A 13,302-nucleotide genomic window follows, 5' to 3' on the forward strand; every position below is an offset into this window, starting at 1 on the left:
TTCTTGTTTGACTGCGGGTTAGATGCGTACGACAAGAAAAAGCCAGAGCGTTAAGTCTCACTTGAATCAATACGCACAAAGCTAAGAGCAGAACTCCACTTTTGCACTAAATCGAACACCATCATCGTCCAGTACTAACGCCCACCCCATCCGTTCACATATTCGTTGTACGATAACAAGCCCACAACCATAACCAGCGTTGTACGTCTCGTTGCCATCGTGACGGTTTAGGATCTTAAGCGCATGACCTTTCAACTCAATTTCAATATCTCCCACACTATAGCTAAAGGCGTTTTTAATCAGATTGTTGATTACAATGGTCACAAAACTCTCCGGTGCATTCACGACACCACTATGTTGTTCGTGCAAAGCGTAGTTCGAATCTTGCTTGGCAAATAAAGGAGCCAGCTCTTCCAGTTGTTTTTGTAAACAAGTAAGAAGCTGATGCTCTCCGTAATGCTGAGGCTCTATTTTCTCTTTACCAAGTAAGAGAAACGCTTCTGTCAGTACACGCATCTCGTCACAAGCTGACTGCATCCTCGTGATGGCTTTTTGCGCAACTCGAGGTTGATCAGGAAGACGCGTCAGAATGTCTGTTGAGCCTTTAATCACCATGATTGGCGTTCTCAACTCATGCGATGCAAAACGGCTAAATTCTTGTTCTCGTTTGAAATAGCCCGCGATATCGTTTTTATTATCCAGCAAAGTTTGCTCTATCTGGCGTGTTTCGCTGAACTTAGTTTCAACTTGGAAAGCGGGTTGATCCGGTGACATTTGGCTAATTTTTTCTTCGATTTGCGCTAGTGGTCGAGACAATATTCGCACCATATAAATGCCATACCCGACCATAACAAATGAAAATAAGCCACCGAGCAGTAGCGTAAACTGATGCAGCGAGCTTTCGTATTCGTCGAGGTAATCATCGGAGTCATCTTGAAATACAATGTACATAAGCCCCTTCCCTGAGGGATGGTTCAATACAACAAAGTGTTTGTCTTCTTCACCAAGCAGGTATTCGTAAAAACCAGGTGAAGTAAAAGAGAGCAACCAATCCGGTGTCGGAGCTTCACTCCAATATGAGTTGAACTCCAATACGTTTGGCAATGGCGCATCCCAGCCCTGTTTCTCGAAATTCTCACTATAAAGCGCAGCTTCAGTATCGAGCCAGTGATGTAAACTCAGCACTTCCAGTTTGTTTTCTGCCACATAAATCAGCGACCAAAAAAGAGTAAACATCACAAACGTCATGACCCCAAAACCCCAACGGATCTTGCGATAAATGCTTGGATATTCGTTATGCTTTAAGTCGGTAACCTTGTCCATGAATAGTCTCTAATCGTGATTCTTCAAAACCTTTGTCTAGTGCGGTTCTTAAACCATAAATATGGCTACGAAGTGCATCACTTCCAGGTGGTTCGTCTCCCCACACACTATCGATCACTTCTGTGCGCGAGACCGCTGCTGGAGCACGTTGGAGGAGCAATTTTAAAATTTTAGTTTGAATTCGACTCAGCTTAATTTCTTTGTCTTTTCTCGTTACTTTTCCTGTACGCGCATCTAAACAAATATCTGCAAATTTGAGCGTTCCGATATCTTGTCTTGGACCACGATTAGCCAAAGCATGAACACGCAAACTGAGCTCTTCCATCGCAAATGGCTTCATTAAATAGTCATCTCCCCCCGCTTTAAAAGCCGCGATTTTGTCATCTAGCGTATCTTTTGCCGTTAGGAAGAGAATTGGCGTTCCACATAACTTATCTTGTCGAAGCTTCTGTACCGTACTGATGCCATCGAGCTTCGGCATCATGATATCCATGATAATTACATCGTAATGATTTTCCTCGATTAACTTAATCGCAGCCTCTCCATGAAACGCACAATCGATAATCATGCCTTCGAGCTCAAGATAGTCTGCAATCGTCTCCGAGACGTTATGGTTGTCATCTACAATTAAAATTTTCATAAAATCACATTTCTTCACGATCTCTTCACGATATGCCCAATAAGATACAGGCAATTTCCTAAACTCGCTCGTAAATTGAGGTTAATACAATGAAAAAACTCGCTCTTATTTCTGTAGTAGGTTTGGCATTGTCTGGTTGTGGTGGTTCAGGTGGTGGCAGCAATAGCGATAGCACACCAACTCAACCAACAGTGAAACCAAGTGTAGCGATGGGCTCTGTTGAAGCGGTCAACGCTGAAGAAAGCACGTTAACCGTCAATGGACATACGTATCGTGTGTCTGAGGTGGTTTATGACGACACACAAGTGCAATTGGCCGATGTAAAACCAAAAATGGTGGTTCGCGTGGGGTCAGATATTCGGCAAGCTTCGAACAATGGCGTCCGAGTCACACTTGAACCAACCATTACAGGACGTGTCACAGCGATTGATCATGTGAAGAAAACATTTACGGTAAACGGCGTAGATCTGCAGTTTGACGGTTTAAGTGATGATATAGAGATCAACGACTGGGTGATGGTGTCATCCTTGCCGACTGCGGATGCGGGTTATCGAGTGTTGTCTGTGGTCGAACTCGACGTAGATAACGATTACCCAGTACTTGATAACGACTACGAACTGGAAGGCCGTATTACCAGTATCGATGAAAATGCTGGCACGTTTGAGCTTGGTACAAATATAACCGTATCTTACGACAACATTAGCCAACTTAGCATCGGCCAATGGGTGGAAGTAGAAGGTGAAATGCAAAACGGTATCTTCATGGCACATGAGGTACAAGTTGAAGGCTACGACGTCATAAGCAATGACAGCGATGTGGAAGGCATCGTGACTTGGGTTGCCAAGGATTATAGTGAGTTCTCTCTAAACTACCGAGGTGCATTCTTCATCGATAACGCAACACGCTTTGAGGATGGTAGCAAAGCTAATCTAGAACAAGGTCAAGAAGTAGAAGTGACCTCTGTGATGAAAAATGGCAAACGCACCGCTACCGTCATCGAATTTGAGCGGTCGGAGTTTGACAATGACAACCAATGGCGAGGTAAAGAGTTTGAATGTGAAGGCTATGTATCAAACTACGATGCTGATTCAAGAGTGTTTGAAATCGAGCATTGTGAGAATGATGCTGATCAAGTACTAAGTAACACCACCGTTGTGATTGATGCACAAACACGCTTCCAAGGCATTGAAGAACTTAACCTAAATGGTGCTCGTGTCGAAGTCGAAGTCGAAGGTGTGATCATTAACGAGCAAAATATTGCCCGTGAAGTGGAGTTAGACGTTTACGACAACTAATCCCTTCTACGCTTAAGAAAAAGTGTCACTTCGGTGGCACTTTTTCTTTTCACCTTACTTTGCTTCCCAAGCTCAAACCAACAAATTCTCAGCCAAAGCCTTTTCTCTCCGTTACACTTTACCTATGTTTCACAACATTGGTGACGAATATGAAAAAACGCAACCTCATTTTGTTAATCTTGTTTTTTGGTTCAGCCACGAGCTTAGCTAGCGTTATGGATCCTGACTGCGATGCAGAAAAGGCAGCTAAAGCCGCTGCGACAAAAGCCGTGGTTGGTGTTGGTGGTCGCTGTACGCCTAAAGAGGCACTGAAAGATACCGCAGTTGATGCAGGAAAAGACAAATTGCCAGATGAAGGGATGGCGGGTAAAGCTGTTGATGCAATGACACCGGAAAAAGAGAAGAAAACGGTGAAAGACGTAACCAAAAAGCTCAATAAAGATTGATACGCTTTCTTGTAGTTAACTTTAATAGCGAAACTCCCCCCTCCCAAAAAAAAGAGCGCCGATTGACGCTCTTTCCGAACTTTAATAGATAACCAATTATGCGGTTTCTGCTTCACCTATCCAATGATAATGGTGGTTGGCTTTTTTCCCCACTAAACCGAGCTCTGCCAATTCTTCAAATACCTTGTCTACCTCTTCCGCAGACAGCCTAAACTGTTTAGCAACGGCTTTTTTGGTGCACGTAATTTGATGCGTTTTAAGTGCATCGCTAACTTGCTCTAACAAGGTTTTCGGTTCCTTTGGTTCTTCTGGCTCCGGCGCAGCTGGTATTTCTTGCTCTTCTTCCTCTTTTATATGAGGAAGATAACCCGCAGGCGCTGGGTCTATATCGCGAACTGTTTTCAATATCATGCCCTCATTTCTGCGATAGAAATATCGGAACCGTTGCTCTTCACCAATCAAGCCAACAAAAAATGCAGCAAAGAAGTCCAAAAGAATCGAAAGAAATACAACCAAGCCAAGCTGAGCTTGCTGAGAGGTGGTACCAAATGCGTTGGCTAGGCTATCAATCAAACCAATCACTGAGCCTTGCGTAACCGGCGGTAAACTATCACGCTCCATAGCCAAGCGTTGCTGCTCTTCACGTAAGGTTTTGTTTTGATCCTGAATGCGAGTTACACCAGTCGCGATACGCTCCATCTCGATGTATTTCTGCGCTGCCATATTGTTGAGCTCAATCTGCTTATCGATTGCCGCAATCTGACGATTAAACGCTTCCACTTTCGCCTGCTCTACCGAAATATGACTTTGTGCACTATTGGTTGCACTATTAATGCCACCAATACTACCGCCAATGGAAATCGTAGCTAAGACTAAATAAAACACGAGAGCGGTTGCTGCTCCTGTGTAGTTGCGATGGGCTCGGCGCTCACCGTATTCATACCAAGCGTAAAATTTACCCGCTTCAAAAATGATCGCTAAACCACCAAATAAGGTTTGCATCATCGGATTTTCGTCGATAGACAAAAATAGCAATAGAGAAAAAATAGTCGATGCTAAAATCGCAGCACCAGTGAATGCGTATACACTCACCATGGCAAATCGACCTTTAGGGTATCGATATCCAATCTGTTGTTCGTATTTCATTTGAGAAATTTCTTAAGATTAATCGCCCCTCCTACTAAGTAGGACGGACGTTTCTGGCATGTACAAAGGAGCGCAGAATACCGTATCCTTTATTAAATTACTGTCATAATTCCGTTAACGGAAAACAAGTGAAGATTCGGTGTGCATTTTGAATCGATATCAGCCAAATCTAGCACGTAAAAACACCACCACGACACCCACTAACCGAAGCTTCAGTGGCATATAAGAGAGATTAATTCGGTATCTTCAAAAGCGACTAGGCAAGACTGACAAGTTGAATTGGAGGTTGTGAATGTCAGCCGAATCAAGACATTAAAGCGTTAAAAATAGGCAATAAAACAAATAATGCACACTTGCATCACCTTTTAGTAAACTGATAATTACATTGTTTGGTTAATTTGTTAGTATCCCGCGCCGAAGAAGATAAGCACTCAATTGTATGGAAAACACTCTAATACAGCACAAACACCATCGCTTGCACGCTATTGCGGTTATTATCGCGGTGTTGTTTCAGTTGTATTTAGCGTCCACAGCCGCTCTTAACCCTACACAAGTTCACAGCACAACTTGGCTCAACAAAGTCCAAAGTGAAAAGGTTTTACTGTGTACCGCAGATGGTTTCAAATGGGTGGATATCAATACGTTGATTGAGGCTAACGCTCAATCTTCTTCTAAGCTCATCCAAGATCTTAACTTACACGACGGCTTCCAGTTTGAATGCCCGCTTCTTCAAGCTGTTCAATTCTTTCTTTTAGTTACGATTGGGCTTTACCTGACAACGATCCATTGGCTGCGCCGAGTAAAGTATGCACTGACGACTTATCACTTTTCAAAATGCGATAAGCTCGTTTACAAACACATCGCGCCTAAGCACTCTCCGCCGAGTGTTTTTCCTGCCTAACAGGCATCTAATCATTAACAACTTTATCCAAAAATAACGATGACTCTGTTTGTTGTCCATTCAGAGAAGCTATTAATTCAAAAGGAAAAACACATGCTTAAATCATTAAAAACCGCCGCTATCGCGCTTATTGCTGTCATCGCTAGCCCACTGAGTTTAGCGCACGATTATGAAGCAGGAAAAATTCATATCGACCATCCATGGAGCCGCGAAGCGCCACCAAACGCACCTGTTATCGGTGGTTTTTTTCAACTAACCAACCACGGTGACAGTGAAGATACATTGATCGCAGCAGAAAGCCCAATCGCAGGACATGTCGAAATTCACACGCATAAGAAAGAAGATGGTGTGATGAAAATGATTAAGATTGACGAAGTGCGCGTTCCAGCCAATGAATCTGTGTTGTTTAAACCAGGCAGCTTCCATTTAATGATTTTTAACCCAACACAAACTCTTAAAGAGGGTGACCGCTTCCCTATGACATTAACCTTTAAAAACGCAGGTAAGGTTGAAGTGGAAATGGCGGTTGAGAAACAAGGCCACATGGAAAAACACATGCATCATTAATGACGCAAACAAAAGTGCCCGCTGATTTAGCGGGCATTTTTATCTCAGCTTAGTCAAAATCATTATCCAATAGGTCTTAACTCGACTCTTCAGAATAATGGTGATAAATAACGCTTGGCGAAACGGCGTCATATATCATAACAGCGTGCTCGGGCAAGAGATTCTAAATCACGCTCGTTCCTCGCTATTCAGAATGACCTTGAAAGACTTAAGATCCTAAAAAGGTTCCCTACCCGCTTAAAACTCAACCTCTCGACAAAGTTCTCCAACCATCACTTGGCAAGCCTAAATGAAATCATAAGTTTGGCAACAAAGATCCACGGTTAATCGGCTTTCTTTCTACTTGAAACAAACCTCAGCCCAACGAGCTAAGCCAGCAGTTACTGAGCCAAAATAGTTTCCACTGACAACCGGAATACTTGGCAGTACGGTTTGCACCGCATCGCGCAAGATTGGCGAGCGTGCCGAACCTCCAGTCATAAAGATAGCATCGGGGTTAACTCCAGCTTGCTCTACCGCTTCTGTCACCAACGCCGTCATTTTATTCTTTGGCGACTGGATCGCTTCGATCATTTCGTCACGTTGTACATCAACTTCAATCGTTTCTGATAACAAGTTGATGCCAGTTCGGTAAGAAGCTTGTTCTGAAAGTGCCACTTTTGCCTCTTCGGCACGGCGAACAATGTTGTAGCCTAAAGACTCATGATACACCTCTAGCAAACGAGCAAGTTTTTCTGGCTCTTGAGCCTGCTTTTGAAGCAACTTTAACGCTGATAGGTTCTCTCGCGAATAGAAGTCACTCTGCGCTTCTACATTATTGATTGCTATCGGGTTCCAGAATTGGGTGGTCGGCATCACAATACCTGACTCCATTTTACTTCCCATGCCAAAAGGGAACATGAGCTGCTTAAATGCTAGCGCGATATCAAGATCATTCCCGCCGACGCGCTGGCCACTGTGAGCTAACAAGCTTGCGGTCCTATCTGCTTTGCCGCGCCAAGACGGTCCCATTTGGATCAACGAACAGTCCGTTGTACCACCGCCAATATCGACTACTAGAATGATTTTATCTTCGCTGAGTGTGGCTTCATACTCTAAGCCCGCCGCGACAGGCTCAAACTGGAACTCCACACTTTGGAAGCCCGCACGTTTCGCTGCTCGCAGCAAAATGCTTTCTGCCTGAATGTTAGCCGTTTCGCCGCCACGCCCATGGAAGTTAATTGGCCGGCCGATAACAGTATCGGTAATACTTTGCTGCGCATCGCTTTCGGCTTGAGACTTAATATTGTCCATCATCGCGCAGACAAGGTCTTCGAAGAAAGCCAATTGCACATCACGCAAGCCAGATGCACCAAGAAAAGACTTCGGCGATTTCACATAATAGATATCGCGAGGATCTTCCAAATAGAGATTAAGTGCAGCCTGACCAAACGCGATGTCGTCGGATTCTAAGTCAATACTTTCTTCTCGGTTTAAATTGATTGCCCGGCGTAAAACCTGCTCACCAACTTGATCTAATGGTTTAATATCTCGATGGCGAAATAAATGCTCGGATACCGATTCACGAGTCGGTGCAGCAAGGGTGGAAGGAATAAAAGGGCTGTTTCCTTCTAGATTAAGCAGTACTGGCTCACCCGATTCCATTTTAGCCACTGAACAGTTTGCAGTACCATAGTCAAAGCCGATAAACATTGTTTCTCCCACTGTCCCACTGATTAGTGGCCTTTTGACCGTTAAAAAGCTGGCAATGCTAACTTAATGGCATAAGAATTACTATCCCAAAATCAAGTGTAATTTAACGTGGAAAATCTATCTAAGGTACACTATTTTCTCTTTTTGCAGATGGCACAACAACCGCTACCAATAAAGCTAACAATAGGAACACAGGGCTAAGCATTAATCCATGCCAGATTGAATACCCATCATGGAACAGCCAGAATATACCAAGCGTCAGTAGGTACGAAAAGTAGCTGCAAAACACCAAGCTAATCGCGACAAAGCGCTTTTGATTAATAATAAGAATCCGCACTAGATACTGGCTAAGAATACCGGAGCAGCGCATGGCAAGTTGCCAATTAATGATAAAGAAAGCAAGCGCAATAAACCCAGCTACGACCAGTGCATCATGCGTGCTTAAAATGAAGTAGCTACCAAATCGGCTTATGATGACCGGATAATCGCCTTCGTATATCGTTGACCAAGATATTGCGTTCGCTGCTGCTACGTAATTGGCAAAATAAGCAATAGCGTAGAAAGTCGTTTGAGAACTGAACGGCTGAAATACATCCCTACAAAATCCTCGCCATTCTTCTTTGTTGGCGGTAGGCCCTACCCAGTCACGTTTTTTTTGGGCGGTACGCCCGGCAAACTCAGGCCCGTTGCGAAACAACAGCCAAAATATATAGAGTGCAAGTATAACCAAGAGTATTGAAAACATACCCTTCCCCCTCAGAAATTATCGGCGCCACTGCCAATGGCGTTGGGGTCGTAAACTGCACTTCCCTGCTATACCTATTTGATTTATCAAAGACTTATTATTTTATTACCACCAAAATTCATTTAACGGCATACTAAACAGCGACATTTTCACGCTTTGTGTGAAGTTCGAAAGCCTACTTTTAGGTTTAGCACAAAAATAGCTACAGCAAAGCGTAAGAGAGGGATTCCGCACCCATCAATGAAGATGAGGCGTTAAGCAGAAGCTGCGACCGCAATGAGAAGAGAAGGATTCAAAGCGGCCATGCATGGGCAAGAGGAGCAACTATTTCTCTAACTTTTCTTCAAATACACCAATCTCTCTGCCCAACCAAATCGCGCGTTCTGTGTGATCGAGCAACTCTTCTTCGCTTACTGGGTGAATAAGCACAGAAAAATCGCCTCGAATCGTATCAAGCCACGCCAAGAACTCTTCACTCAATGATTCTAGGTGAATTTCAAACATCGGCATTTTGTGTGGGCCAACTAACCGTCCAACTAATGGAAACACACGCAGCACATCTTGACGCTCTTGACGGATGATCTCGTTCAAGGCTTGCGCTTTATCTTGTTCTCTTAGGGGAAAATAAACATGAGCGTGGTACATAACTTCTCCATAATCACTTCCGCTTGAGCACCACCTACTTTGGATAAGCTCAAGCACTGCCGAGGGTATACATTTGTAATGCCGTCACCCTACCTTGATTCCACTCAGTTGGGAAGAAGTTATGCATTCTCATAAGGTCGAGGCTTCGAGCACAACAAAAATTTGCAATTCATCATATAGCAACTGTTTGAGTTGATTCATTAATAATGACTCACTTTGTCAAATTTTACAGCCAAATTTTGTTGCAAATATGTTTCATTAACCAGTAATTAAATTCGAGTTTAAAAATACCACCAGCAAAATAGCAGCATATTACTCTGCAAAATCAGGGTGTAAGCAAAACTTTACTACTGAGCAAAAGTCAAAATGAAGCATAATTTAACAATTTGTTTACACTTATTGTATCTGGCTATACCACGATTTAGTTAGAGGGTTAGATACAGAAAAGCCTTTCTCTGTATCTTGCGGTGAAATAATCGCAGCGATGTTATCGACAAATAGTTTAAGGGACGAACAGATGCCTACCGCTATCGAAAGCACACGCAACCTTAGGTATGGCCTTTGCGCTGATATCAGAGTTTGAGTACCCATACAAACTCTGGTTTTGTATGAACAGCTGCAGTCCAAAAGACCCGCAGCGTCAAAAGGAGCTTGAGATGAACGTTCAGGCATTACCCATGCATCGGTTTATCGACCATCGTGGGGACCTCGTCGGCCAACTACCCAACTGGGCTGACACTGAAACATTGGTCGGGTTTTACCGAGACATGGTATTAACTCGCACTTACGACAACAAAGCAGTTGCCTTGCAACGCACCGGTAAGCTAGGGACCTATCCCTCACACTTAGGCGCGGAAGCCATAGGCATTGCGGTCGGCAGAGCACTTAAAGCCGATGATGTGTTTGTCCCTTACTACCGCGATATGCCTGCGATGTGGTGTCGTGGCATTGGCATGGAAAAGAACCTTCAATACTGGGGTGGCGATGAGCGCGGGAGTGATTTTGCTCCTGAAGGCAGTCCGGTTCCTAGCCGAGACCTTCCCTACTGTGTACCCATAGCGACGCAATGTACGCATGCTGTCGGGGTGGCTTCCGCGCTAAAAATTCAAGGTAACCATGAAGCTGCGCTAGTCATGTGTGGCGATGGTGGTACATCCAAAGGGGACTTTCTTGAGTCAATAAACTGCGCAGGTACTTGGAATATTCCACTTGTTTTCGTCGTAAACAATAACCAGTGGGCAATTTCAGTGCCGCGTAGTCTCCAATGTGCCGCCGATTTCTTATCAGAAAAAGCGCAAGGTGCAGGTATACCGGGTATTACTGTCGATGGTAACGATGTCGTCGCCGTTTATGATGCAACTAAAACCGCCCTTGAGAGAGCAAGAAAAGGGAAAGGCGCAACACTCATCGAAGCGGTGAGTTACCGACTGAGTGACCACACTACGGCCGATGATGCGACTCGTTATCGTAAAGAAGATGATGTTCAAACTGCATGGCAATACGAACCTATCGCACGTCTTAAAACGTACCTCCTTAATCAAGGCGCTTGGAGCGACGAACAAGAACAGCAATGGCTAGATTACTGTAAAGAGCAAGTAGAGTTAGCTGTTGAACGCTATCTGAGCTTACCGCCACAAGCACCAGAAACCGGTTTCGATTATTTGTATGAATCGCTACCTCAAGAGCTTCATGCACAAAGAGATGAACTCATCAACAAGGCAATGAGAATGCAGGGAGGCAGACATGGCTGAGCTAACGTTGGTTGAAGCAGTAAACCTTGCCCTGCACCACGAAATGCAACAAGACCCCAATGTTGTCGTATTAGGTGAAGACGTGGGCGATAATGGTGGTGTATTTCGTGCCACTGTCGGACTCAAGCAAGAGTTTGGTCTTAAACGAGTCATCGATACGCCACTCGCTGAAGCCTTAATCGGCGGGGTTGCGGTCGGTATGGCAACGCAAGGATTACGACCTGTCGCCGAATTTCAGTTTCAAGGTTTCGTTTTTCCTGCGATGGAGCACTTAATGTGCCACGCGGCTCGAATGCGTAACAGAACTCGCGGTCGGCTCACTTGTCCCGCGGTTTTCCGTGCGCCATTTGGCGGCGGTATCCACGCTCCGGAACACCACTCAGAAAGCGTGGAAGCGCTATTTGCTCACACTGCTGGATTTAAAGTGGTGATTCCTTCTTCACCACAACGCGCATACGGCTTACTTCTCGCCGCAATTAGAAGCAATGATCCCGTCATGTTCTTCGAACCGAAGCGCATATATCGCACCGTTAAATCTGAAGTCGTTGATAACGGCGAAGCACTCCCACTCGACACCTGCTTCACCTTACGTAAGGGGCGAGATATCACGCTCGTTACTTGGGGCGCATGCGTCGTAGAGTCACTTCAGGCCGCGCAAACCTTGTCTAGTCAGGGAATTGAAGTCGAGGTGATTGATTTGGCGAGTATTAAGCCAATTGATACCGCGACGATTTTCAGCTCACTAGAAAAAACTGGACGTTTACTCGTTGTTCATGAAGCGAGTAAAACTTGTGGTGTGGGATCTGAGCTATTAGCTCGAACCGCTGAACACGCCATGTGCTTACTTAAAGCCCCACCTAAACGAGTAACTGGAATGGACACCATTATGCCTTATTACCGTAACGAAGATTATTTCATGGTTCAGGAAGAAGACATTGTGACCGCGGCGCGCGAACTCGTGGAGGATTGGAAATGAAGACGTTTAATTTACCCGATCTCGGTGAAGGTCTCGCTGAGTCAGAAATTGTCAAATGGCACGTTAATGTCGGAGACATGGTTAAATTAGATCAAGTGATCTTAACTGTCGAGACAGCAAAAGCGACGGTAGACGTCCCTGCCCCCTATTCGGGCCGTGTGGTCAGCCGTCATGGTGAGGAAGGTGAAATCGTCAATATTGGTGCATTACTGCTAGAGATTGATGAAACAGGTGCCGGGAGAGAAGTAACGGCAGAGAAAAAAGCCACTGCTGACGCCGCAACCGTCGTCGGTAGCGTTTCTCACCAAGCGCATCATGTTAACGTTGATGATTTCTGGATTGGTGGCAACCACAACACGACAGAAAGTAACCTCGTTACCGCCCTGCCTTCGGCTCGCTTGTTGGCACAAAAACTTGGGGTAGATCTTAACCTTGTGTCAGGTAGTGGCCCGAACGGACTTATCGTAGATGCCGATATTTACGACGAAGCCGGAAAACAGCGTCCAGGCACCGAAGTTTTGAAAGGCGCTCGACGTACCATGGTATCGTCTATGACCGAATCGCACGAACATGTTGCTGCCGTAACTATTACGGAAGAAGCGTTGTTGGAAGATTGGCTGCCAAACGAAGATATCAGTATCCGCCTTGTTCAAGCGATTGTTCATGCGTGTCAAGAAGAGCCCGCTTTAAACGCTTGGTTTGATGCCGAAACCATGACACGCTGTGTACACACAACGGTCAATGTAGGAATTGCAGTAGATAGCCGTCATGGATTGTACGTGCCAGTCTTGCGCCACGCAGATGAATACGAGCCACAAGATGTTCGTCGTTGGCTCGATCAAACCGTTGAAGGGATCAGAGAGAGAAAAATCGGTCGTGAGCAATTGCAGCACGCGACGATTACGCTTTCCAACTTCGGCGCGATTGCCGGTATTTACGCAACACCTGTCGTCACACCGCCACAAGTCGCTATTGTCGGCGCGGGCCGAATACTCGACCGAGTTGTGATAAGAAATGGTCAAGCAATTTCGGTGAAAGCAATGCCGCTATCCGTAACGTTTGATCATCGCGCTTGTACTGGTGGTGAAGCTGCAAGGTTTACGAAAGTACTTGCAGAGCACCTGCAACGTCCGAGCGAAAAGTAACTTATAAAAATCAAATGATAAAGGCTTCCA

General features: G+C 45.0%; 13 protein-coding genes. 7 read left to right on the top strand and 6 right to left on the bottom strand.

Features of this window, described 5'->3' with window-relative positions; translation table 11 throughout:
• Positions 1–81: 81 nt before the first annotated feature.
• Both R7Z50_RS09270 and R7Z50_RS09275 read right to left on the bottom strand, forming a co-directional pair.
• Complete coding sequence (locus tag R7Z50_RS09270) at positions 82–1,323, bottom strand: HAMP domain-containing sensor histidine kinase (protein ID WP_318149035.1); 1,242 nt, start codon at positions 1,321–1,323, stop codon at positions 82–84.
• The gene (locus R7Z50_RS09275) at positions 1,295–1,963 is read right to left on the bottom strand and encodes a response regulator transcription factor (protein WP_025767686.1); all 669 of its coding nucleotides are present in this window, start codon (positions 1,961–1,963) and stop codon (positions 1,295–1,297) included. Before R7Z50_RS09275 ends, R7Z50_RS09270 begins: the two co-directional genes overlap by 29 nt.
• An 89-nt stretch (positions 1,964–2,052) precedes the next feature.
• Between R7Z50_RS09275 and R7Z50_RS09280 the strand changes: the two genes are divergently transcribed.
• Together R7Z50_RS09280 and R7Z50_RS09285 are read left to right on the top strand one after the other, a co-directional pair.
• Positions 2,053–3,258, top strand: coding sequence for a DUF5666 domain-containing protein (locus R7Z50_RS09280; RefSeq protein WP_318149036.1), 1,206 nt, complete (start codon positions 2,053–2,055; stop codon positions 3,256–3,258).
• A gap of 149 nt (positions 3,259–3,407) precedes the next feature.
• Positions 3,408–3,704: a hypothetical protein gene (locus tag R7Z50_RS09285; RefSeq protein WP_017634219.1), complete on the top strand. Its 297-nt coding sequence runs from the start codon at positions 3,408–3,410 to the stop codon at positions 3,702–3,704.
• Between the two features lie 96 nt (positions 3,705–3,800).
• Here the strand turns inward: R7Z50_RS09285 and R7Z50_RS09290 are convergent, their stop codons facing one another.
• The gene (locus R7Z50_RS09290; RefSeq protein WP_318121618.1) at positions 3,801–4,850 is read right to left on the bottom strand and encodes a Preprotein translocase subunit SecY; all 1,050 of its coding nucleotides are present in this window, start codon (positions 4,848–4,850) and stop codon (positions 3,801–3,803) included.
• A gap of 439 nt (positions 4,851–5,289) precedes the next feature.
• Between R7Z50_RS09290 and R7Z50_RS09295 the strand changes: the two genes are divergently transcribed.
• Positions 5,290–5,751, top strand: coding sequence for a hypothetical protein (locus R7Z50_RS09295; protein ID WP_213961489.1), 462 nt, complete (start codon positions 5,290–5,292; stop codon positions 5,749–5,751).
• A 93-nt stretch (positions 5,752–5,844) separates the two neighbouring features.
• Positions 5,845–6,318, top strand: coding sequence for a copper chaperone PCu(A)C (locus R7Z50_RS09300; protein ID WP_005388497.1), 474 nt, complete (start codon positions 5,845–5,847; stop codon positions 6,316–6,318).
• 339 nt (positions 6,319–6,657) lie between these two features.
• Here R7Z50_RS09300 and yegD read toward each other — a convergent pair whose 3' ends face one another.
• The 3 genes from yegD to R7Z50_RS09315 form a co-directional block, all read right to left on the bottom strand.
• Positions 6,658–8,010, bottom strand: coding sequence for a molecular chaperone (yegD, locus tag R7Z50_RS09305; protein WP_318121617.1), 1,353 nt, complete (start codon positions 8,008–8,010; stop codon positions 6,658–6,660).
• A gap of 121 nt (positions 8,011–8,131) precedes the next feature.
• Positions 8,132–8,755, bottom strand: coding sequence for a hypothetical protein (locus R7Z50_RS09310; RefSeq protein ID WP_130545582.1), 624 nt, complete (start codon positions 8,753–8,755; stop codon positions 8,132–8,134).
• A 324-nt stretch (positions 8,756–9,079) separates the two neighbouring features.
• Positions 9,080–9,400: a DOPA 4,5-dioxygenase family protein gene (locus tag R7Z50_RS09315; protein WP_005375836.1), complete on the bottom strand. Its 321-nt coding sequence runs from the start codon at positions 9,398–9,400 to the stop codon at positions 9,080–9,082.
• Between the two features lie 656 nt (positions 9,401–10,056).
• Between R7Z50_RS09315 and pdhA the strand changes: the two genes are divergently transcribed.
• From pdhA to R7Z50_RS09330, 3 genes are read left to right on the top strand one after another with little or no spacing between them, the layout of a single operon-like run.
• Entirely contained in the window at positions 10,057–11,151 is a 1,095-nt protein-coding gene (pdhA, locus tag R7Z50_RS09320) for a pyruvate dehydrogenase (acetyl-transferring) E1 component subunit alpha (RefSeq protein ID WP_025998586.1), read from the top strand.
• The gene (locus R7Z50_RS09325) at positions 11,144–12,127 is read left to right on the top strand and encodes an alpha-ketoacid dehydrogenase subunit beta (RefSeq protein ID WP_017634235.1); all 984 of its coding nucleotides are present in this window, start codon (positions 11,144–11,146) and stop codon (positions 12,125–12,127) included. Before pdhA ends, R7Z50_RS09325 begins: the two co-directional genes overlap by 8 nt.
• Positions 12,124–13,272 carry a dihydrolipoamide acetyltransferase family protein gene (locus R7Z50_RS09330; RefSeq protein WP_005375831.1) on the top strand — a complete coding sequence of 383 codons (1,149 nt, stop codon included), beginning with the start codon at positions 12,124–12,126 and terminating at the stop codon, positions 13,270–13,272. The genes R7Z50_RS09325 and R7Z50_RS09330 overlap by 4 nt, the downstream gene beginning before the upstream one ends.
• Positions 13,273–13,302: the final 30 nt, after the last annotated feature.

It is taken from the genome of Vibrio sp. 1249-1, assembly GCF_033340495.1.